General features: G+C 50.7%; 21 protein-coding genes. 2 read left to right on the forward strand and 19 right to left on the reverse strand.

The window, feature by feature from the left end:
- Positions 1–20: 20 nt before the first annotated feature.
- From AC1DN5_RS00980 to lutR, 3 genes are all read right to left on the reverse strand, one after another.
- Positions 21–737, reverse strand: coding sequence for a (Fe-S)-binding protein (locus AC1DN5_RS00980; protein ID WP_016937872.1), 717 nt, complete (start codon positions 735–737; stop codon positions 21–23).
- 171 nt (positions 738–908) lie between these two features.
- The gene (locus AC1DN5_RS00985; RefSeq protein ID WP_366969803.1) at positions 909–2,099 is read right to left on the reverse strand and encodes an aminotransferase-like domain-containing protein; all 1,191 of its coding nucleotides are present in this window, start codon (positions 2,097–2,099) and stop codon (positions 909–911) included.
- A 30-nt stretch (positions 2,100–2,129) separates the two neighbouring features.
- Positions 2,130–2,849 carry an L-lactate utilization/bacilysin biosynthesis transcriptional regulator LutR gene (lutR, locus tag AC1DN5_RS00990; RefSeq protein WP_064778598.1) on the reverse strand — a complete coding sequence of 240 codons (720 nt, stop codon included), beginning with the start codon at positions 2,847–2,849 and terminating at the stop codon, positions 2,130–2,132.
- A 204-nt stretch (positions 2,850–3,053) separates the two neighbouring features.
- Between lutR and lutP the strand changes: the two genes are divergently transcribed.
- On the forward strand, positions 3,054–4,730 hold the full coding sequence (gene lutP, locus AC1DN5_RS00995; protein WP_016937869.1) for an L-lactate permease LutP: 1,677 nt from the start codon (positions 3,054–3,056) through the stop codon (positions 4,728–4,730).
- Between the two features lie 36 nt (positions 4,731–4,766).
- Here the strand turns inward: lutP and rpoN are convergent, their stop codons facing one another.
- The gene (rpoN, locus tag AC1DN5_RS01000; RefSeq protein WP_366969956.1) at positions 4,767–6,077 is read right to left on the reverse strand and encodes an RNA polymerase factor sigma-54; all 1,311 of its coding nucleotides are present in this window, start codon (positions 6,075–6,077) and stop codon (positions 4,767–4,769) included.
- A gap of 77 nt (positions 6,078–6,154) precedes the next feature.
- Between rpoN and yvfG the strand changes: the two genes are divergently transcribed.
- On the forward strand, positions 6,155–6,373 hold the full coding sequence (yvfG, locus tag AC1DN5_RS01005; protein ID WP_003151570.1) for a protein YvfG: 219 nt from the start codon (positions 6,155–6,157) through the stop codon (positions 6,371–6,373).
- Between the two features lie 13 nt (positions 6,374–6,386).
- On the opposite strand, the gene AC1DN5_RS01010 is transcribed toward yvfG, so the two are convergent.
- The 15 genes from AC1DN5_RS01010 to AC1DN5_RS01080 form a co-directional block, all read right to left on the reverse strand.
- Positions 6,387–7,352 carry a polysaccharide pyruvyl transferase family protein gene (locus AC1DN5_RS01010; protein ID WP_016937867.1) on the reverse strand — a complete coding sequence of 322 codons (966 nt, stop codon included), beginning with the start codon at positions 7,350–7,352 and terminating at the stop codon, positions 6,387–6,389.
- Entirely contained in the window at positions 7,331–8,503 is a 1,173-nt protein-coding gene (locus AC1DN5_RS01015) for an aminotransferase class I/II-fold pyridoxal phosphate-dependent enzyme (RefSeq protein ID WP_047477223.1), read from the reverse strand. Before AC1DN5_RS01015 ends, AC1DN5_RS01010 begins: the two co-directional genes overlap by 22 nt.
- Before the next feature lie 4 nt (positions 8,504–8,507).
- Positions 8,508–9,155, reverse strand: coding sequence for an acetyltransferase (locus tag AC1DN5_RS01020; protein ID WP_188154426.1), 648 nt, complete (start codon positions 9,153–9,155; stop codon positions 8,508–8,510).
- Positions 9,152–9,760, reverse strand: coding sequence for a sugar transferase (locus AC1DN5_RS01025; RefSeq protein ID WP_188154425.1), 609 nt, complete (start codon positions 9,758–9,760; stop codon positions 9,152–9,154). The genes AC1DN5_RS01020 and AC1DN5_RS01025 overlap by 4 nt, the downstream gene beginning before the upstream one ends.
- Entirely contained in the window at positions 9,757–11,274 is a 1,518-nt protein-coding gene (locus tag AC1DN5_RS01030) for an MATE family efflux transporter (protein WP_366969805.1), read from the reverse strand. The genes AC1DN5_RS01025 and AC1DN5_RS01030 overlap by 4 nt, the downstream gene beginning before the upstream one ends.
- A complete protein-coding gene (locus AC1DN5_RS01035) occupies positions 11,271–12,305 on the reverse strand; it encodes a glycosyltransferase (protein ID WP_099744166.1) in 1,035 nt (344 codons plus the stop codon). Before AC1DN5_RS01035 ends, AC1DN5_RS01030 begins: the two co-directional genes overlap by 4 nt.
- Positions 12,302–13,378, reverse strand: coding sequence for a polysaccharide pyruvyl transferase family protein (locus tag AC1DN5_RS01040; protein WP_327814610.1), 1,077 nt, complete (start codon positions 13,376–13,378; stop codon positions 12,302–12,304). Before AC1DN5_RS01040 ends, AC1DN5_RS01035 begins: the two co-directional genes overlap by 4 nt.
- Before the next feature lie 4 nt (positions 13,379–13,382).
- Positions 13,383–14,420, reverse strand: a complete 1,038-nt coding sequence (locus AC1DN5_RS01045) for a glycosyltransferase family 2 protein (RefSeq protein ID WP_366969806.1) — start codon at positions 14,418–14,420, stop codon at positions 13,383–13,385.
- 19 nt (positions 14,421–14,439) lie between these two features.
- Positions 14,440–15,543: an EpsG family protein gene (locus AC1DN5_RS01050; protein WP_064778589.1), complete on the reverse strand. Its 1,104-nt coding sequence runs from the start codon at positions 15,541–15,543 to the stop codon at positions 14,440–14,442.
- A 3-nt stretch (positions 15,544–15,546) separates the two neighbouring features.
- The gene (locus AC1DN5_RS01055; protein ID WP_366969807.1) at positions 15,547–16,683 is read right to left on the reverse strand and encodes a glycosyltransferase family 1 protein; all 1,137 of its coding nucleotides are present in this window, start codon (positions 16,681–16,683) and stop codon (positions 15,547–15,549) included.
- Positions 16,676–17,518, reverse strand: coding sequence for a glycosyltransferase EpsE (locus AC1DN5_RS01060; RefSeq protein WP_045925910.1), 843 nt, complete (start codon positions 17,516–17,518; stop codon positions 16,676–16,678). Before AC1DN5_RS01060 ends, AC1DN5_RS01055 begins: the two co-directional genes overlap by 8 nt.
- Positions 17,515–18,654, reverse strand: a complete 1,140-nt coding sequence (locus AC1DN5_RS01065; protein ID WP_342007092.1) for a glycosyltransferase family 4 protein — start codon at positions 18,652–18,654, stop codon at positions 17,515–17,517. The genes AC1DN5_RS01060 and AC1DN5_RS01065 overlap by 4 nt, the downstream gene beginning before the upstream one ends.
- A gap of 15 nt (positions 18,655–18,669) precedes the next feature.
- Positions 18,670–20,487, reverse strand: a complete 1,818-nt coding sequence (locus AC1DN5_RS01070) for a nucleoside-diphosphate sugar epimerase/dehydratase (protein ID WP_188154420.1) — start codon at positions 20,485–20,487, stop codon at positions 18,670–18,672.
- A 223-nt stretch (positions 20,488–20,710) separates the two neighbouring features.
- A complete protein-coding gene (locus AC1DN5_RS01075; protein ID WP_016937854.1) occupies positions 20,711–21,391 on the reverse strand; it encodes a CpsD/CapB family tyrosine-protein kinase in 681 nt (226 codons plus the stop codon).
- A gap of 5 nt (positions 21,392–21,396) precedes the next feature.
- Positions 21,397–22,104: a YveK family protein gene (locus tag AC1DN5_RS01080; protein ID WP_047477241.1), complete on the reverse strand. Its 708-nt coding sequence runs from the start codon at positions 22,102–22,104 to the stop codon at positions 21,397–21,399.
- Positions 22,105–22,305: the final 201 nt, after the last annotated feature.

Raw genomic sequence — 22,305 nt, forward strand, 5'->3', positions numbered from 1 at the left:
CCCCCCTGTGGTTTCTCCTGTTATCTGCTGTTCAGCACTTCGGCGATGTGCATGACTCTGACGTTTTTATCCTTACGGTCAAGACGCCCTCCGATATTCATCAGACAGCCGCAATCCGCCCCGATCAGCACCTCGGCCTCCGTTTCTTCCACGCAGGCGACCTTTTCATCCACCATTTGCTCAGAGATTTGCGCCATTTTTACTGAAAACGTTCCTCCGAATCCGCAGCATTGATGTTTTCCTGGAAGCGAAGTAAATTCAAGCCCCTTTACATGGCGCAAAAGCTTCATCGGCTCCTCCGACACGCCGAGCAGCCTTGTCATGTGGCACGACGTATGTAATGTCGCTTTTTTATGCAGCACCGCCCCGACATCCTCCACCCCGAGCACATTGACGATAAAATCTGTTAACTCATACGTTTTGTCCGCAAGCTGCTGCGCTTTTTCCGCCCACTTCGGATCGTCCTGAAACAGATGCGGATATTCACGGAACATCGTCGTACAGGAACCTGACGGACTGACGACGTACTCCGCTTTTTCAAACGCGGCAATCATCTGCTTCATCGCTTTTTTCGCGTCCGTCACATACCCGCTGTTGTATGCGGGCTGCCCGCAGCAAATCTGACCCTCGGGAAAATCCACCTCACACCCGAGCCGTTCCAGCACCTCAACCGTCGCCTTTCCGACATTGGTCTGGAACATATCCACAAGGCACGTGACAAATAATGAGACTTTCATGATGAACCCCTCTTTCATCCTCAATATGTGATCCGGTCATCTGATGACCTGTTTTTGGAAAGCTCTATAAATATCCTACACTATTCTGAATATGGATTGGAAGGTTTTTCTGAAAAATCCTTTTGTCCGATGCGCTAAGATCACAAAAAAAAGAGAAGCCCGAATGCTTCTTTACGCCTCATTTTTCAGCAGGCGTCCCAGCCGTTGGACCCCCTCTTTTAGCGCGGCTTTTCCTGCGTAACTGAACGACAGACGGAGATATTCTGCGCCGTCTTCCTGATGCAGAAAAAAATATTTACCGGGTACATAGGAAACACCGTGAGAAAGAGCCCGCTCCAGAAGTGCAGACGTATCCGCCCCCGGCACTTTCACCCAGACAAAATAACCGCCGTCCGGCACGTGCCAGGATGCGGACTCGGGCAGATATTGCTTTAATGCGGCGATCAATACGTCACGTTTGCTCCGGTATGCTTTACGCAAGGCGGCGAGCCGTTCTTCAACATTCGTTTGGTCCAGATAGACGGCGGTCACCGCTTGAGAAAATGGATGATCCAAGTCTTTTTTAAACCAAGACAATGCCTTGATGAATGCAGCGTCCCCTGCAATCCAGCCGATTCTCAGACCCGGGGCGATGACTTTTGAAAATGAACCGGCGTACAGCACCCGGCCGTTCTGATCCATCGCTTTCAATGACGGCGGGATATCCGTGAATCCGAGCTCGCCGTATGCGTCATCCTCCAAGATGAGAAAATCATATGTGTCGGCAAGCTGAAGCAAGCGGGTTCTCCGCTTCGCTGACATCACGGTTCCCGCAGGATTCTGAAAAGCGGGTATCGTGTAAAGAAGACGCGGAAGCACAAGCCCTTTTCGTTTTCTTTCCTCAAGCATGAACGCTAATGTTTCTGTTTGCAGGCCGTCTTGATCTGCCGGAATGCTCATCATATGCGGTGTGTAATTTTTAAAAATCTCGAGCGCTTCCATGTAAGCCGGAGCTTCTGCGGCAGCCGCGGTTTGTTCATCGAGGAACACCCGGGCTGCCAGATCTATCGCCTGACAGGCGCCCGAGGTCACGAGCAGCTCATCGTCACGGCAGCGAATGCCGCGGATAGCCAACCGTTCTTGAATCTGCTTTTTTAAAACGGCCGTCCTCGGACTTCCCATATAATGCAGCGGCAGATCGCGCTCCTCATCCAGAAGGCGGGACGCGGCTTCTTTCAGCTCCTTAGCAGGAACGAGCGCGGGGTCGGGATAGCCGGAATGCAGAGGGATGCACGCTTTTGGAACAGCCGGCATCCACTCCCCGGGAGGATCGTTTGTCAGAGCTTTCTTTACATGGTCAGGAAAAAAAGATTCGGTCTGCATGTGATCTTATCCCCTTTCACAAGTCAGCTTCTATACATTTTCTTCAAAATAAGCACCCAGCACTTCTTCCACATTCGTCAGGTGCGCGGTCATTGCGGCTTCCGCTTCATCCGCGTCTCCGGCCGCGACGGCGCTGTATATGCGTTCATGCTCTTCATACAATCGCTGCACGCTCGTTCGTTTAGAAAACAGCCAAATTTTTCTCGTTTCTCTCATTGTTTCCAAAAGGAGTGCGGAGACATGATTCATGAGATGCTTGAGCAGCCCGTTTTGTGATGCTTCCGCAAGCGCCATGTGAAAGGAGAAATCTGCTTTTTCGCCCAATTCTTCGTCTCCGTCGATGTCTTTCATCTCCATGAGGGCCTGACGGATTTTTTGTAAATCCTCTTCGGTGCGTTTTTCAGCGGCCATGGCGGCGACGCCGAGTTCAAGCAGCTTTCTGACTTCGAGCAGCTGTTTGACATCCTCTTTTTTCATTAAGAGAGCGGAAGAAAGCGGCTGGGAAATATGGGACGGCTCAAATTCTCTTATGTATGTGCCTTCTCCCTGCTTCATGTCGACGAGCCCCATCGCTTTTAAAGCCGACAGCGCTTCTCTGACCGCCGAGCGGCTGACCTGAAAGCTCTCGGAAAGCGTCTGAACGGAATCAAGCTTTTCACCCGGCTTAAGCTCGCCCGCTTTTATCTTCTCCAGCAATGCATCAGCGATTTCTTCGTAGATTTTTTTCGTTTTAATTTGTTTATATTTCAACGCGATCACCCCGTCACTTGTGAATCTTGATGTTTATCGTCTATTATACTTCTTTTTTCGCACCGCCGACAGGTACAGACAATTTGTTCAAGAAAAGGATTGTATTTTCAAAACTTTCAAAATATAATGCTAATTAACCCGGTCATCAGATGACCTTATCATAAAAGTAATCGCTTGCATGACATAAGGAGGGGTTTTTTAGGGATGCAATGGACACAGGGGTATGCTCCATTAGGGGGAAATTTGCTTTTATCGGCAGCTTGCGCGCTCGTGCCGATGATCTTCTTTTTTTGGGCGCTTGCGGTGAAACGGATGAAGGGGTACATAGCGGGGCTTTTGACGTTAGCCGTTTCGCTTTTAATCGCTGTATTTGTGTACGGCATGCCGGCGGAAAAAGCGGTGCTGTCGGCTTCGCAGGGAGCGGTGTACGGGCTGCTTCCGATCGGCTGGATTATCGTCACATCGGTCTTTTTGTATAAAATCACAGTGAAAACGGGACAATTTGAGATTATCCGGAGTTCAGTGCTGTCCATTACAGATGACCGGCGTTTGCAGGCGCTGCTCATCGCCTTTTCTTTCGGGGCGTTTTTAGAAGGCGCCGCCGGTTTCGGCGCTCCCGTCGCTATCTCGGCCGCTTTGCTTGTCGGACTTGGTTTTCAGCCGCTTTATGCGGCGGGGATTTGCCTGATTGCCAATACGGCGCCTGTTGCCTTTGGCGCGATCGGCATTCCGATTACCGCCGTCGAAGGTCCGACCGGGATACCGGCTATGGACATTTCCCAAATGGTCGGCCGGCAGCTGCCGTTTTTATCCGTGTTTATACCGCTTTATTTAATCATTTTGATGAGCGGCTTTAAAAAGGCTTTTGAAGTATGGCCGGCCATTCTTGTTTCCGGCGTCTCCTTTGCGGCCGTGCAGTACGCAAGCTCGAACTTTTTAGGGCCTGAACTGCCGGATGTGCTGTCAGCGCTAGTTTCCATGGCCGCGCTCGCTGTGTTTTTAAAGTTTTGGAAACCGAAAACGGCCTATCGTTTCGCGGCAGAACGGGAATCAGCAGCGTCCATCGACGGGGTGCCGGCCGTGTACGGAGGCGCTCAAATATTTAAAGCATGGTCTCCTTTTCTTCTTCTGACGGCCATGATATCCGTTTGGGGGATTCCCGGCGTGAAGGCCGCCCTGACCGGCCATTATGAAGGAACGTCAATTTGGCTTTCCTGGCTGAATGCAGCCGGGCGAGCATTGACTTTCACGCCTCCCGTCCCATTTGTAAATCAGCAAATTCTTCAGGCGGACGGCACGCCGATTGAAGCGGTGTACAAGCTTGAGCTTCTCGGTTCAGCGGGCACGGCGATTCTGATTGCCGCCGTCATCTCCAAGTTCGCACTCGGCATGTCGTGGAAAGCATGGGGCGGGGCGTTTATAGAAACGGTGAAAGAATTGACGCTTCCGATCGTCACCATCGTTTCTGTTGTCGGCTTTGCTTATGTGACGAATGCTTCCGGCATGAGCACGACACTCGGTCTTGCGCTTGCCATGACGGGCGCGATGTTTACCTTTTTTTCACCTGTGCTTGGCTGGCTCGGCGTGTTTATTACCGGCTCTGATACGTCGGCCAATCTGTTATTCGGCGGATTGCAAAAGGTGACGGCGCTCTCTGTCGGGATGGAACCGGTTCTCTCCGTCGCCGCCAATTCATCAGGCGGTGTCACCGGAAAAATGATTTCTCCGCAATCCATTGCGGTTGCCTGTGCCGCTGTCGGTCTGGCGGGCAAGGAAGCTGACCTTTTCCGCTTTACGATTAAGCACAGTCTGTTTTTGCTTCTGCTCGTCTGTCTCATGACATTTTTACAGCATCATCTGTTTTCATGGATGATCCCGTAACACGGAGAACCTCCCCGGGTATGGCACGGGGAGGTTTCAGCTGTACCGTTTTCGCGCAGATGACGGCGGAATATTTAATTGGTCACGGTATTTGGCGACGGTGCGTCTGGAGATTCGGATGTCATGTTGTTCGTGCAGCAGATCGGCAAGCTTTTGGTCTGAAAAAGGTTTCTTTTTATCTTCTTTACGGACCAATGCTTCCAGATGCGCTTTTACGGCATAATTGGAGGCGCCGCCGTCTCCCGATGATTCAGCTTTCGCCGAGAAAAATGTTTTCATTTCATACAGTCCGTACGGCGTCTGAACGTACTTCCCTTTGATGGCCCGGCTGATCGTTGATTCGTGGAGCTCCAGCGTTTCCGCCACCTCTCTTAAGGTCAGCGGCTGCATTCCGCTTTTTCCTGTGAGAAAAAAGGATGCCTGCCGTTCAGTCAGGACGCCGATGATTCTCGTGATGGTTTGTTTTCTTTGCGACAACGCCCGGTTCAGCCAGCGCCATTCCTGATATTTCGCCGACAGATAGTTTTTCGTATCACGGCATCCGGCGGCTGACAATAGCGGCTGGTAATGGGCATGAAGCTGGATATCAGGGAACGAACGGCTGTTGAGCCGCGCTTGAATGGTGCCGTTTTTCACCGTGATGAAAATATCCGGTTCTACATAAAAACCCGGCTCCTCATGCGCATAACGGAGCCCCGGCCTCGGATCAAGCGCGCTGATCATGTCAAAGATGTCCTGAATGTCTTTCAGCGGAATGCCCGTCTTCATTGTAAGCGCTTTCCAGTTCTTTCTTGCAAATAGCTCAAAATAGTCGCCGGCAATCCATTCCGCCTGTTCGTTCCGTTCGGGCAGACGGCGGAGCTGAAGAAGGATGCATTCCTGCAAAGACCGAGCACCGATTCCCGTGGGCTCAAGCGATTGAAGCTTTGAAAGAACCGCTTCCGTCTCCTCCAATGATGCGGATACATGGTCGGCGGCAGCTTGTATATCCTCATTTAAATATCCGTTTGAATCCAAAGAATATATCAGATAATTAAAAATTTTCTTCTCATCATCGGACAGCTTCATGTCCAAGGCCTGCTGTTTGAGCGAATCCTGCAGCGTTTTGCGCGTAAGTCTGATCTGCTGGCTTCCGTCCCGTTCTTTCATCCTGTTTTTACTTGTTTTATGGTAAGATAGTGGCGGCGTGTCTGTTTCCTTTCGTTCAATCAGAGGGTTTTCCAGTGAGAGCTCATCAATATATCCGGCCAGTTCCGCGGAATTGTATCCGAGTAATGTGATGGCCTGTTTAAGCTCTTGCGTTAATTGAGGCTTTAACATTTGTGTTTGCTGAAGTTTGATATCCATCATGCTCACTCCCCTTTTTTCATTGTACATGATTGGTTTCATACCGTATATACTTATTAAAAGGAGTTGCTTTATAGATGTCAGAACTTTTTTCTGTTCCGTATTTTATTGAAAACTTTACACAGCATATTGAAATGAATCCGAATGAAGACCGAATTCATGCGATGAACAGCTATTACCGTTCCGTCGTCTCAACCCTTGTCCAGGATCAGCTGACAAAGAACTCGGTTGTGCTCAAAAGAATTCAGCATTTGGATGAGGCATATAACAAAGTAAAACGTGGAGAAACAAAATAAACCTTCCGCTCATTCAAAGCGGAAGGTTTTCCTTCGTGCCGGCGGTTTCCCCGATCAGACGGACGTCCGGCGCTTCGTGCATCCAAGTGTGATAATAGTTGGCGTTTTTCCCGTATGAATTATCAATGACGGTATTTGGTTTCCCAAGAAGCGAGGACAGAATGTGGCCGTGAAGCCTTGACGTTTCCACCGATTCGTACCTGCTGAAAAACAGGACCGCTTTTTTCGTTAAGAAATCGGAATAGCGTTTCCAAAACCGCGCAATCGGCAGCGGGTTTCCCGCTTTTTTATTCAAAACATTCAGTGTTTGAAAAAAAGCGATCCCCCGGCGGTCACTTGCTGACAGCACATGCTGCCAGTCGCAGCTTTCAACGGAGGAATCGGTTTGCAGATTCGGATTGATTTCCCCGTCCGTGCGGATAAAATGAAGCCTGCCGCGTGACGGAGCCGCTGCCGTCCGGATCGGATACAGCTGATGGGCCATATCCGGCATAAGCCCGATATGATTTGCCGAAAAAAAGCGTTTCGCGGTTTCATATGACACATGATCTCTCGTAAACAGGTGCAGATCCTTGTGCTCCGCAAAAAGCGCCGCTGTCTTTCGCAGCCGTGTTTTATCCTGATAATAGATGGATTGCGGCAGAATGACGATCCTGTTTTCCGGAAAGGCTTTGACGATTCTTTCTCTGAACGTCTGATAGTACGGATAGAGATCCCCGAAATTCCCGCCTCCCTGGCAGACGATGATCGTTTCTTTGCCCGCCCGGCGCCCGAATGGAAAATTATCAGGGTTCCAGCGTTGTTTCACGCGGATGCCGTGCGCTTTAAAAAACGCCTCCGTCCCTTTCATAATTAATAAATCCCCTACATTTCCGTAGAGAGGATAGTCGGCATAAATGATGTCAGACTGGGGCGGTATGACGCTGAGCAGCCCTGCCAGCGTCTCTTTTAATCGGCTCATGACATGGCGGCTGTCCATGTTTTCTCCCCTTTCGTTTCAAACAGATGCGCAAGTGCGTCAATGACACGCTGCTGCTCGTCAATAGACAAGTCAGAGCCGGACGGCAGACAAATCCCCCGGCTGAAAAGATTCTCAGAGACCCGCTCATCTTCACTGTGAGGATAAAAGACGGAAGACGAGAAAAGCGGCTGCGTATGCAGCGGTTTCCACAATGGACGGGCCTCAATATGCTGTTCTGCAAGATAGGCGACGGCTTCTTCCGGCGTCACGCCGTTATCAAGCGTCAGAGCCGTCAGCCAGCGGTTTGAAACCGTTCCTTCAAGCTCCGGCATCATACGGATTCCCGGATACGTTTCGAGCGCTTCCCGATACCTGTGAAAAATGTCTCTCCTCGCCCGGACGCGATCTTCGAGCACTTCCAGCTGTGATATACCCACACCTGCGAGAATGTTGCTGAGCCTGTAGTTATAACCGAGCTCGCTGTGCTGGTAATGAACGGCGGCATCTCTCGCCTGTGACGCAAGAAACCTCGCTTTTTCAATCGCGGCTTCATCGTCAGACACGAGCATGCCGCCTCCCGATGTTGTAATGATTTTGTTTCCGTTAAAGGAATAAATGCCGAAACGGCCGAATGTGCCGCTCTGTCTGCCTTTATATGTTGATCCTAAAGACTCGGCAGCATCTTCAATCAGACAGACATCGTATGCGTCGCAAAGGCTCATGAGTTCATCCATTTTTGCGCTTTGGCCGTAAAGATTGACGGCGATCACCGCTTTCGGGAGCCTGCCGCGCCGTTTTGCATCACGGAGCGCCCGCTCAAGCGCGTCGGGAGACATGTTCCACGTCTCCCATTCCGAATCAATAAAAACGGGCTCTGCCTGCTCGTACACAATCGGATTCGCCGTGGCGACAAATGTAAAGGAGGGGCAAAATACAGCGTCTCCTTTTTTCACACCCGCAAGCCGCAGGGCTAAATGGATGGCCGCCGTTCCCGAGCTTACGGCCGCCGCGCTTTTCACTCCCGCATATTCCGCAAGCCGCGCTTCAAACGAATTGACGAGCGGACCGAGCGGCGCAATCCAATTGGAACGGAAGGCTTCCGCGATGTATTCCTGTTCTTTTCCGCTCATATGCGGCGGAGATAAATAAATCCGTTTGTTTGTATGCATGAAATCATCCTTTTTCATTATGAATAGGGGAGATGACGCGGGCCGGAACGCCGACCGCCGTCACATGATCGGGAATCCGGCTGATGACGGCAGCCCCCGCGCCGATCACGGACCAAGGGCCGATGTCCATCTGCGGTATGACGGACGCCCCGATTCCGACGTGCGCTCCTTCCCCGACTTTCACTCCGCCGGCAAGCGCCGCGCGCGGTGAAAGGTGGACGTAATCTCCGATTGCATTGTCATGATCGGCAACCGCACCCGTATTAATGATGCAATGGGCGCCGATGTCAGCGCCCGCCTGAATGACGGCGCCCGCCATCACAACCGTTCCGTGTCCGACGGAAGCCGTTTCACTGACGATTGCCTCCGGGTGAATGAGTGCGGCATAATTGTCTTGTTCAATCCCAAGCGTTTCAGCAAGCTGCTTTCTGACACCGTTATGTCCGATGCATATCGTGTACACGGCTTCAGGGACGAGTTGCAGAAGCATGTGCACGTCTTTCGTCCGGCCCGTATATAAACCGTTCCGAACGGCAAAACCGCTGAATCCGTCGTCCAATACGCCCGTAAGCTCCATATCGGAACGGGCCTGCACGATTTCCTTCACCACTTTTCCGTGTCCGCCGTTTCCGATCAGCACGACCTTTTTCACGATGACATATCTCCGCTGCCTGTGAAGCGCTTTGCCGTCACTTGGCCGTCTTGGTGTATGCCTTCTGACACGAGAACTTTTTTCACCGTTAAAAGCAGAATCTTTAAGTCGAGAAGGAATGAGCGGTTGTCGACATACCACACGTCAAGCTTGAATTTCTCTTCCCAGGAAATCTCGTTTCTCCCGTTAATCTGCGCCCAGCCCGTAATTCCCGGTTTCACCTCGTGCCGCCGCGCCTGCTCCGCCGTATAAAGCGGCAGATAATCCATCAGCAAAGGGCGGGGGCCGACCAGACTGATATCGCCTTTAATCACATTAAAAAGCTGGGGAAGCTCATCGATGCTCAGTTTTCTGATGAGCTTTCCCATTTTGGTCAGACGGAGATGATCCGGAAGCAGCACACCGTTTTCATCACGCGCATCCGTCATCGTCCTGAGTTTATACAACGTAAACGGACGCCCGTTATGCCCCGGTCTCGTCTGTTTGAATAATACGGGAGACCCGATGGCGCATCTGACGGCTGCCATGGCGAAGAGAAGAATGACACTTGCGCCGCACAATAACAACATCGCGGCCGCTATATCAAATACACGTTTCACCTTCAAATGTGAACAGCTCCTTTCACTTTTCGGCATTTCTGTAAAGCAAGCCGCCTTTCTTCTTTCGTACAAATGAAGAAAAAAGCGAATGCGGCATAGCTCATGCATACGGCAAGCCCCCCAGCGATCAGACCGGCCCAGCTGTCAAGCGGTGAAAACAGCCGGATACCCCGGCAGACAGCCCAGGCAAATACGGCCGCCGCCAACGGGCCGAACATTCCTTTGTAAAACGCGGTTTTCTGAAAGCCGGTAATATGCGAAACATACAGCGGCGTGAAGACGGCATTTTTCAAAATGAGGGAGACAGCCCCGGCAATGGTGATGCCGTACAGGCCGAGATGAGCCGGTCCGCTGAGAACCACGGCCAATATGACATTCAGTCCGCCTAAACATAAAGTAACGACGGCGGGCGTTTTTTGTTTATTAAAAGCCGTCCATACGTAAAAAAGCGGCATGACAGAGAGACTGACCGCCAAGTACCCGGCGTGAATGTATAAAAGCGGCGCCGTCTGCACAAATGACGGGCCCAGCCAAATCGCCAGAAACGGTTCGGCAAGCCCTCCCAATAATGCCGCGGGAAGCGCGAGCAGAAGCCCGTTCAGCCGTACGGCCTTATTGGCGTAAGACAGGAGGCCTTCCATATCGCCTTTTGAATAGCAGGAAGTCAAAACCGGCGCAAACAGCGAAGCAAGCGTCCCGGCGAGACTTCTGAGCAAAAGCGGAAATTGGATAATCGCCGCATAAACACCCGCTTCAGACGGTCCCAGCACGAGGTTGGCCGTCATGAGGTCAATCTGCAGAAACAGCAGCACGCCGATCTGATTGACAGAACTCCAGGCACCGGCCGAAAACAGCACTTTACTCGTCTGTAATGACAAGGTTTTACGGCTGAAAGAAAACCACGGAATCAATTTCTTAAAAAAGAAAAACGTCAGCACGGCCGCACAGACGGCTCCCGCTAAAGCTGAAAGCTGGATCTGCCAGATCTTCGGCGGCAGGCACGTAAACAGAGCGAGCACACACAGCACCCTCACCAGCATTTGCACGGCCTGAATGGAACTTGTGATATAAAGCTTGTTGGCAAAAAACGGCCCTGTCGCGAATCCCGCCGTCAAAAACGTCAGCATAAACAGCACACTGCCGATGACGATAGAGAGCCTCACATCCGTAACCAGCCCGGCCGGCACATTCATGATCTTGTCAATAAAAAAAGCCGTCCCGGCGAGCGGCACAGCGAGCAAGAGCGCTATCACGGCAGACGCGGCTAAATAATTGCTTACATACGCATTGGCCTCCTCCCTGTTCCCCCTGTGGGCGGCGACGGTGAAAAACCTCACAACGACAGAGCTCAGCGCAACGGTAATAATCGAGAAATAGTTAATGATATTCTGTGTCAGATGGACAAATCCAAAAGCCTCCACACCTAATGTTTTCACAATAAAGGGCGTCATCCACACTGATAAAAACACCGATAGTAAAAACGCCGTCACATTGGCGCCGAAATTAATGGCAAATTTCATGCTCCTTCCGCACTGCCTTTCTCTTTCGTTTTCCGTTCGAAAAACGCATGCAGAAGAAGCGGAAGGCGCATTTTGCACAGACCGAGCACCACACGCTCCCCCGCCAGCAGCTGTTTATGCCGGCACGGCGTGCTGCGCACCGCCGTTTTTACCATGTCATACGTCAAAATTCTGCCGATGTGCGCCGTAATCTGATGTGACGGCTGCGGGGCGGCGCATGCGTTGGCGATCAGCATCGGGATCTGATGCTTGCACAAATACGTATCGATATCGCCCCGGCAGGCGTCCGTCAGCCCGTTCGCCTCATAAAAAGCCATTTTCGCCTCATATTGCTTCTGAAGTTCGTCATCTAAGTGAGGCTTAAACGGTGTTTCTGTAAGGCTTTGCGGGTTTTCCCGGTACACGTACAGCCCTTCATCTAGCACTTTGACACGCGAGGCTTGGCGGAACGCTGCCAAGTTAAACGGAGAATCTTCGGCAAACCGGATATCTTCATGGAACAACAGCCCTTGCAGCGCTTCTCTCCGGTATATATAGCGCCACACATACCAAATAAACCGATGTTCGTGCGCGCGGGTCAGCAATTCAGTCATCTCAGCCGCCGTGAAGACGCGGCCCGGCGGAAGGGACGGCGGCATATACGTTCTTTCTTTAGACGGCGTTTCTTTGTAATAACCGCAGCCGGCGATATCAAGCCGGTTCTTCTCCGCTTCTTCATAAAGCTGCTCGAACATCGTTTCCGCCGCATAGTCATCGCCATCCGCAAAGCCGATATAACGGCCGCGGGCGGCTTTTATTCCGGCATTGCGGGCCGAGCTGAGGCCGCCGTTTTCTTTATGAATCACCCGGATTCTCGCATCTTCTGCGGCGAATTGTTCGGCAATCCGGCCGGACTGATCCGGTGAGCCGTCATTGACGAAAATGATTTCGATGTCTCTCAGCGTCTGTTTTGTTAAAGATACTGCGCATTCTTTTATAAAAGGCTCTGTCTTATACATCGGGACGATTACGCTCACAAGCGGCGCGTTCATTGGGCATCACCGCTGATTTTCGAGCGCAGCCCGGCAAAATAAACACTGCGCAAAGAACCGTCTGCCTCATGCTTGCCGCTCAGCAGCCCGTTTACAGCGGCCGTCACGGCTTCAGGCTCCGGACGTTCAAGCAGTGTCATGTTCGGTATATGTTTCAGCCATTGAAAGCCTTCCATCACTTTATGATCAAACGAACGAATGACGACACAAGGCGTTTTCGTCAGCGCGCAAAAAATCATCCCGTGAAGCCTGTCAGTGACTACCGCCTCCGCGCCTTTCAGCGTATTCCACAGCGCCTCCAGCTCCCCTTCGCGTGTATGGCGGCTGACCCTCCGGCCGACCGTCGTGGTAAAGGTATGCAGCTCTCCGTACTCTTTTTTCAAAGCTTCTTTTACCATCGTTCTTTCCTCAGCTGTCAGCGCACTCTCCTTATCCTCCCGTAAACAAAGGTAGATCCCTTCCCGCGGGATGCGCCGCTCGCTTTTATCCAAATATAAGACCATGTCAGGCTGTTTGAGCACAGTTTTTCCGGGAAAATGCCGCTTCATCCATTGATACGTCGTCTCATCTCTCGCCATCAGCAGAAGGTCGGGATGCGCATTGTACACTTTTTGGGCGCGTTTCAGTTCCTTCCGCCCCTTTTTTGAATCAGAAAAGTGAGCCGTCGCCGGAAGCTGAACGATCCGATACTGCCGGAATGTTTTTATAATAAAACGGCGCGTCCATTCCTCATACCGGTACAAATCCCCCATGTTTCCGCCGCCGATGATGAATACCATATCATCGGGATGGCGCTTTTTGATCAGCGCTTTTGCGGACCTGTAAATATCCTTCATATCGACCTCAATCAGATCAAAATCGGGATATTCCCGTTCAAGAAACGTTTTGCTTGCATAAGCGATGGCATGATCACCGAGATTATCGTGGGACGGAAGCAGCGTCAGAATGATCTTTTTTCTTGCCGCTGTATGCTCCGCCCTGTCCGCTGCCGTTCCGAAATGAAATTGGGACGGGTATTTGACCTTTAGCAAAAGCCATTCCGCGAGATTGATTTTTAAAGATTGTATCGACATGTCTTCACCCTCTGATTTTCATTTTGTACTCGATTGCCCGCTGATACGCGGCTGATGCCAGTGATACGAACGGAATCAGCTTCAGCCTCGCCAAAAGCAGAAGGCATGAGCGTTTGGCGTCAAACGGCGCCGTTCCGGTTTTGGAAAGACTCAGCCGGAACACGGGATCAGCGCATATCCGGCTGATATTCCGCCATTTTTCGGAGAACCGGCCGCCGTTATTCCGCTTCCATTCATTCAGCAGGCAGACTGTTCCGTGCTGGACGATAAAATAATCAAGCTCCTGCCGGTATTCCTGTAAGCAGCCGTTTTCACGCAAAAAAGCCTCGTTCAGCCGATAGAGAACGAGACCTGAGTCAAACAGCTTTTTCTGATAGCTTTGTACAATAGAAGTCAAGTGAATCCGATAATGATAGAGCGGCTGATCCACGTACGAGACCGCACCGGCGAAAACATGCGCCCGGAGGCTGAAGTACTGATCCTCCACGTGCTCAAGCTCATCCCGAAGCGGAAAGCGCAGCCGATGCTGTTCGATCATAGCCCTTTTGTACAGCTTGTTCCATGAAAATCCGCTGACTCTTCCTTCGAATAAATCTTTCAGGTACAGCTGTTTCGGACGGCCCTCGTATGCTGAAGCGATCGTTGAAACGGCGGTTTTCCCCGTCTCCGCAAATTCGGCCGCATATTCGCAAATCACGAGATCAGCCTGATGAGCCTTCGCTTTTTCATACATGCGCAGGCAATAATCGGGTTCAACCCAGTCGTCCGCATCAATAAAAGCGATAAATTCGCCGCGCGCCGCCTCAATCCCCTTGTTGCGGACCGCGCCGAGTCCCCGGTTTTGCTGATGAATGACCCGGATTCTCTCATCCCGCTTCTGATAGATTTCAAGAATGTCCGGGCTTTGGTCCGTTGACCCGTCATTGACGGCGATGATTTCGATATTGGCGAGCGACTGATTGAGCAATGAATCTAAGCATCTTTCTAAATAAGTTTCCGTATTATACACAGCAATTAATAAACTGACCGCGGGTGTTTCCATATAAACCTCCAGTATTCCATTACCGGGAAAAAATCGTTCTGTACGGAAGCACAGACGAATCGACCGGCATAAGCAAATAGCTGTAAAGAAAATAACAGACAATAATGGCGATATAGATCAGCGCATTCGATTTTTCATCAAAAATCCTCACAAAATAAGGGATCAGGATCATTTGGTAAAGGCCGAAATATATATTAAACCGGGCAAAAATAACATCCTTTGTCGCCAGCAGACCGAAAAGCAGGCCGAGCAGACAGAAATTCACGATAACATCAATGTCAGGCCAGAGCTTCCGCAGCCGCTCCCGGTAGCAAAAAGCCAAAAACAGCGGCAGCAGCAGCACCGCGATTTTTACGACGTTCATCCCGTTCGTGTTGGTCATCAGCCATTTCTCATAATGGCCGTACGAACTGTTTTCCAGCACGACGACAAACAGCGAAATGAACTTCTGATACAGAAACGTCATGAGAAGAAACAAGGCCGACAGCCCGAAAATCGCGGGCGACCAGGCTCTTCTTCTGACAATGAAATAAACCGGAATCATGATTATGGCCGAGGAATGAAAGAGCGAACACAACAGCACGATGGACATATAACGCTTCCAGCTTCCATTTATCACATAGCGGACTGCCCAAAACAAAACGGCCGCCACCATATACTGCCTGATTCCGTTAAAGGAAGCGTAATAATGATACGTGCCTAAAAACAAAAACACACTCAGTTCAAACGGACGTCCGAACTCAACGAGCCCCTTTAAAATAAAGCTGCACGTCACGACCGCCACGGTGAAATACATGATTTGCGGATCTTTCGTGATAAAATTCATGAGCCAGATAAGAGCGGTAAATCCCGGATCAACGGCTGCTTTTTTCGCTCCGAACCCGAAGATCTCCCATATGCTCCCGTAATTTCCCGCCAGTTTGTACATCAGCGCGTACGTCTGAAAATCCGTCCCGACTCTGTAACGCAAACCGGAAACCAATACAAGCGATGCCAGCGGAACGAGCATGACGAGCTGATTCGGCCGGTATCCGGTTGAAAGCGATTGATCACGCCCGCCGCACATTTTTGCGAACCATGACCAAATATAAACAATTCCCATATTGACTACATATACAATCATTCGTTACTGTTCCTTTTCACAGTTCATATTGTAAAGCTTCATAACAGCCCCCGCATTCTCTCCCGCGTCATATCCCAGCCGTCCGAGTGTGTCTTTAATGCGCGCCCTGCCAGGCTTTGGCGCCTCAGCTGCCCGTAAAATCGCGGATGCCCATCGTTCAGGCGGTTCTTTGAGGCTGAGCCTTTTGACCAGCCCGAGCCCGGCATCGGCTTCTTCCGTTATGCCGTCTGATATGACGCACGGCACCCCGGAGGCCTGCGCTTCAACAAGCGTGACGGGCAGCCCCTCATAAAGAGACGGCATGACAAATACATCCAGCGTTTTCAGCAGATCATGAACGCGATCCTCTACACCGATAAAACGCACAGCATCATCAAGCCCCAGCTTCTCCGCCAGTTTTTCCATATCGGTGCGAAGCGGACCGTCTCCGGCGAGAATCAGCTGTAAACCGATGCCCCGCTCTTTCATATCAGCGGCCAGCCGGAGCAAAAATTCGTGGTTTTTCTCCTCTGTAAAGCGGCCGATATGACCAATCACCAATCGGCCGGCGGCAATGCCCCGCTTCCTTTTTTCAGATTCTGTATCCGCGCGTCCGCCGGCAAATAAGTCAAGATCAATGCCGTTCGGCAAAAGCCGCACGTCTTTTTGTTCTCCGAATAAGAAACGGCCCGCTTCTTCTCCGCAGGCGCACAGTGCGGTGGCATTGGCCGTAATCAGCCGCCGGAACACAAACATCTGCATCTTGCCGAGCCCGGACGACCGCCCCCGCCACGATGTGCTGTGCGAATGACAGATCCGCACGGGGACGCCTGCTAAACGAGCGGCCAATGCGATAAATCCCGACTGAAAATCGGTATGAGCATGCACGGCGGCAAACGGTCCTTTTTCCTGAATCACCCGTTTGACCTGTTTCACAAAAGTAATCGGGTTTGTGCTGCCGATGCTCGGCACATAAAAAAGCCGTCCGCCGAGAGCAAGAATTTCCTCATCATAAGCGCACGGATCGTTCCTATGGGTTAAAAAGTCAAATTGCACCTTCGTTTTGTCCATCTTCCGGTACAAATTCATCATCATCGTTTCTGCGCCGCCTCTGTTCATCCCGCTGAAAATGTGCAGCACCCGCGCCGGTTTGTCAGTCATGTTCGGCAAGCCCTTCTTTTTGGCGGACGTCCCTGTTTTTATGATAACGGTTCATGACCGCGGGCGGCGTGATAGCGCGGATGAGCGGTTTTGCGATATACACGTAATGGGAAAGCGGCAGTTTCAGCCGTCTGCACGCCTGAAAAACGAGCACCGCGTTATCAATGGAATACGTAAACGATCTCCGTTTAAACGCATCGCTGTCCTCTCTGACTTTATACAGCGTTTCCTGAAGGTTGTACCCTCGAAAACCCGCTTCAAAAAAGCGCAGCCACAAATCGATATCCTCCATCCGCCGCGTCCGCCTGACTGACCGGTAGCCGCCGAGCGCTTTGTACGCTTCGGCCCGCATCATAATGGTGCCGTGGCAGAACGGTGTGCCTTTCGCCATAATTCCCGGTTTCGGCACGGGCGGCAAAAGCCGGGCGCCCCTGACGCCGAATTCGTCAAATACGAGCATACCCGTGCCGACGACTTGATAGTGGGCGTGCTTGTTTAAGAAAGCGGCCTGTTTTTCCAATCTTCTCGGGACGGATATGTCATCACCGTCCTGCCTGGCGATATAATCCCCCGTTGCGTATGTCAGACAGCGGTTCAGCGAAGCGGCAAGCCGTTGATTTGTCTTATTTTGAATCAGCGTGATCCGGTCGCTGTAATGGTCCGCATAGCGGCGCGCAATCTGATACGTTCCGTCAGTTGATGCGTCATCACACATAATCAGTTCCCAATTCTTATAAGATTGGCTCAGGATGGATTCAATACTCTCCGCTAAAGTCTGTTCGCAATTATAAATCCCCATGATAACGGAAATTTTCGGTTGTGCTCCTGCATTCATACGCTTTTCTCCTTTTTATCCATATAGCCGGCGTAAATATGCGCCATTTCCTTTACCGTGCGTGTTTCTGAAAAACATTCCGCCGTACTGCGCCCTTTTTGCCCCATTGCTTTTCGCAGGCCGGGGGAGCGGTACAGCTTTTCAATCCGATCGGCAAACGCTGCGCTGTCTCCGGCCGGCACGAGAAAACCATTCACACCGTCTTCGATGATCTCACGGTGCCCCCTGTTGTCCGCGGCAACGACGGGCTTTTCGGCAGCCATCCCCTCAAGCAGATTCATACCGAGCCCTTCGCGGAGACTTGAGGCGACAGACAGATCGGCAAGCTGAATCAGCTCATGAATGTCGCGGCAAAAACCGTAAAATCGCACAATGTCGGATACCCCAAGTGATTCAGCCTTTTTTCTGTACGGCTCTTCCATCGCGCCTTCTCCGGCAAACACGAGTTTCAGCTCCGGGATGCTGCGCTTCAGCAAGGCCGCAGACTCAATGAGGATACCCTGATTTTTGTTGCCGTTTAATTCGGCGGGATATACGAGGATAAATTCCCCGGCGCTGAAGCCGTGTTTTTTTCTCAGCCGTTCACTTTCTCCCCGGCTCACAGGGCAGAACCTGTCTGTATTAACACCGATGCCGTGTATTTTTTTCGCGTCGCAATCCGTTTTTTTCATTTGCTTGGCCCGTTCGAAATCTTCTTCATTAATGGTAATGAGACAATCTGTATAAGAAGAGAGAAATTTTTCGATCGGGTAATAAAGAAGCCAGTTCTTAAGAGGCGCTCCGTCGCAGAAGTGAAAGCCGTGCGCGGTGTACAGCACCTTTGTCCCTTTTTGGCGCGCTTGTCTCGCAGCAAGGCGGGTGAGTACGCCGCCGACCGGCGTATGACAGTGAATCATGTCATAGCCGTTGTCTTGAATGAGCTGCTTCAGCCGCCTGTAAACAGAAAGATTTTCGGGATGAAACGGGGAGCGCCGGATCGGAATGGAAAACTTTTTATCAACGAACGGAAGGTTCATATGACCGCCTGCCGCGACGTGCACCTCCCAGCCCATATCCTGAAACCATTGAAAATACGGAAGATGAAAGGCTTTAAAATGATAATCGACTGTGGCGCAGAATAATACTTTTTTCGTCATCTTTCTGTCCTCCCATCACACGCCTGCGGCCGCTTCTTCATGTACTGATTCAATCGCCTCAAACAGCCGTTTTCTCAGCTCATCTTCAGGCAGACGGCTGAATTCCTCCATAAAACGGATGAGCACGCCCCAATCCCCGTCGATCGCTTTCCCGATATGGATTTTCGGAAAAATCTGTTCCGTATGTACTTCATTATGATTCAGCAGTTCTTCATACATCTTTTCTCCCGGGCGGATGCCTGAGAATTCAATGGGAATCTGTTCTGTCGTATAGCCTGATAAATGAATCAGGTTCTTTGCCAAGTCGACGATTTTGACGGGCTCTCCCATATCCAGAACGAAAATCTGCCGCCCTTTTGCAAGCGCCCCCGCCTGAATGACGAGTCTTGACGCTTCGGGAATCGTCATAAAATATCTTGTCATCGCCGGATGCGTGACGGTGACGGGTCCGCCTTTTTCAATCTGCTTTTTAAAAATCGGAATGACGCTGCCTCGGCTCCCGAGCACATTTCCGAAACGGACGGCGGCGAATTTGGTGCGGCTGACCTTTCCGAGGTTCATGATGACCATTTCCGCAAACCGCTTCGTCGCGCCCATGACATTGGCCGGATTGACCGCTTTGTCAGAAGAAATCAGCACGAATGTTTCCGTTCCGCACATATCGGCGGCTTCGGCGACATTTTTCGTGCCGATAATATTGTTTTTGACGGCTTCTTCAGGATTATGTTCCATTAACGGCACATGTTTATGAGCGGCCGCATGATAGACGACGTGCGGCTCGTATTTCTTCATCAATGTAAAGATTTTATCTCTGTCCTGAATATCGGCAATCTCCGCGTGAAAAAGCACCTCTTTGCCGAAGCGTGCGGACAGTTCGTTATGCACCGAATAAATGCTGTTCTCCCCGTGGCCGAGAAGGACGATTTCATGCGGAAGAAACGCGCTGATCTGGCGGCAGATTTCAGAACCGATAGAGCCGCCGGCGCCCGTGACCAGAATCGTTTTCCCCTTTATGCTGTCAGAAATTTTGCTCGTATCAAGGGTGACCGGCTTTCTGCCGAGGAGATCTTCGGCTTTTACATCCCTGATGTTTCCGGCAGCCTGCGTTCCGAGCAGGATCTCATCAAATTGCGGCATGATTTTAATATGGGCGCCCGTCTGCACACATTCTTTGTACAGCGTTTGGAGCTCATGGGGGCAAAGAGACGGAATGGCGATGATGATATGATGAATTCTCAGCCTCTGCACCGCCGGCATAATGCTTTCTTTTCCGCCGATGACGGGCAGACCCATAATTTTGAGCTTATGCTTCGTCTGATCATCATCAATAAAAGCCACCGGCATGATCCCGAGATCATTTTTCTGCGTAAGCTGACGGGCGAGCAGCGTCCCCCCTGCGCCCGCGCCGATGATCAGCGCCCGGGAAGAGTCATTTTGCTTCCTGCCGATCGTTTCTTTCAGCACGCGCGAAATCATCCGGCTTCCTCCGATAAACAAGAGCTGAATCATCCAGCTGACGGCTAAAAGCCGGAACAAAATCGTGTGGAACACCCCGTATTGGACGGCGGCTGTCACGGCTGCGGACAGAGTGATCCCCTTCAGCAGATCAAGCAGCTCGCCTATTCCCGTATACGTCCATACCTGCTTATACTGATGAAACATAAAAGCGCATACATGGTGGCTGATCAGCATGCTCACGGCGGTCAGCAATAACGCTCCGGAGTCATAAAAGTGATAAGAATCCTCAAAAAATTGATATCCTATAACAACGGAAAGTAAAACGAGATACGTATCCAATGCAAAAATCATTGAAAGTCTTCTCCGGTAAGTCAATCTTTCCCCTCCTCATTTATCGGTTTAGCTGGTACGGTTTTCGTAAAAAAACTGGCATAACAGCTAAAACGATAACAATGCAGCATTAAGATAAATTGGGCATTTAACCCGTCCTCACACCCCGCCACCGACGACCAGCATCTAAGGCAGCAGCAGAAACCGCTGCCCACAGCAGAGCCGAGTGCCTCCGTTGATAAAGGTAAGGAGACATCACCTGCACCGCTCAATACGAGTAGTGCTCTGTTTTTTTGATTTTCTTTTTATTCAGCAGCGCGCCCAGAAGCTTCGCCTTTGACTGCTGGAGCGCGTCTTTCGCCTTTTGGACGGTATCCATTTTCGTTTTTCCGCTCAAAACGACGAGAACGCTTCCATCCGTCTGGTTTGCTAAAATCTGTCCGTCAGCCACCGCCAAAAGCGGAGGTGAGTCGAAAACAACAAGACTGTACCGGCTGTACATCTCCTGAATCAGCTCTCCCATCGCCTTTGAGGACAAAAGCTCTGCCGGATTCGGCGGCGTCGGCCCGCTCGTTAGGACATAGAGGTTGTCAATCAGCGTTTTTTGCACCGTTTCATCGAGAGAAGCGTTTCCGACTAACACATTCGTAAGGCCTTGTACATTTTCAAGCTGATAAGTCTCGTGTATCGTCGGTTTTCGTAAATCCGCATCGACGAGCAGCACCTTTTTCTCCTGCTGCGCAAATACCGCGGCAAGATTGGCGGCGCTGAATGATTTTCCTTCCCCCGGAACGGAAGAAGTGACGAGAATGGAGCGCAGATGGGTCTGGACAGAGGAAAACTCAATATTTGTCCGAATGGTGCGGTATTGTTCAGCCACCAATGATTTGTGATGTAAAACAGATATTTGAGCCAATCCCCGTCTTGACTTCTTTTTTCTGAATCCCAAACGCCTCACTCCCCGAAATGTTTTTCATCAGACCGTGTCTGCTGATTTTTGATATCATACACAACCCCTAAAACGGGCAAGTCCGTTTTTTCGCTGAGCTGCCGCTCGCTCTTAACGGTTTCATCAAGAAAGTGGAGAAAAAACGCAAGCGTCACACCGGCCATAAGAGCCGCACCGAATGCCATCATGATATTCCGGATGCGCGAAGGCTTGACCATCGGGCTTTCCGATGCTTTCGCCTCTGACAAAACGATGACGCCTTTTATATTCATCCTGTCGCGGACTTCTTTTTTAAATGTCTTCATCAGCGTGTTCGCTATTGCGGCGGCCTTTTTCGGATTCTCATCCTGCACCGCTGCGGTGATGATTTCTGAATCGGTTTCGCTGCTTGTCGTGATCTTTGCTTTTAAAGCGGATGCCGTCTCAGAAAGATGCAGCGTCTGTTTCACTTTCTCAAGCACAACCGGGCTTTTCATTATCGTTTGAAACGTGGTGCTGTAATGAAGATTCAGCTGAACGTCGCTGAGATTCGAATTTTTTTCACCGCTTGTTTCATGAATGAGCACTTGTGTCGACGCCTGATAAACGGGCGAAATCACCCGGAATTGGATGTATCCCGTTATCAGCGTCACCGCTGCTGTCATGATAAAAATCAGTAAAAATCTGTGCTTAATAATGTCAAATAATTCTTTAAAACTCATATTCTCATTCATGTAATATACAGCCTCATCCTTGTTGCATCAGGCTTAAACGCCCCCTTCTGTTAATGATTGGATTATAAAAGAAAAGCTCGAAATTTGAAAATTTCAAATTAAGCCATTTGGTTCTTTTTAGAGAACATTATCGTGATTTTCCTCTTATTTACTGCACTTACCTTTTAATTTTAAATTTTATAAAGAACGAAAAATTTCTTA

The organism is Bacillus sp. 01N42_2 (genome assembly GCF_056399565.1).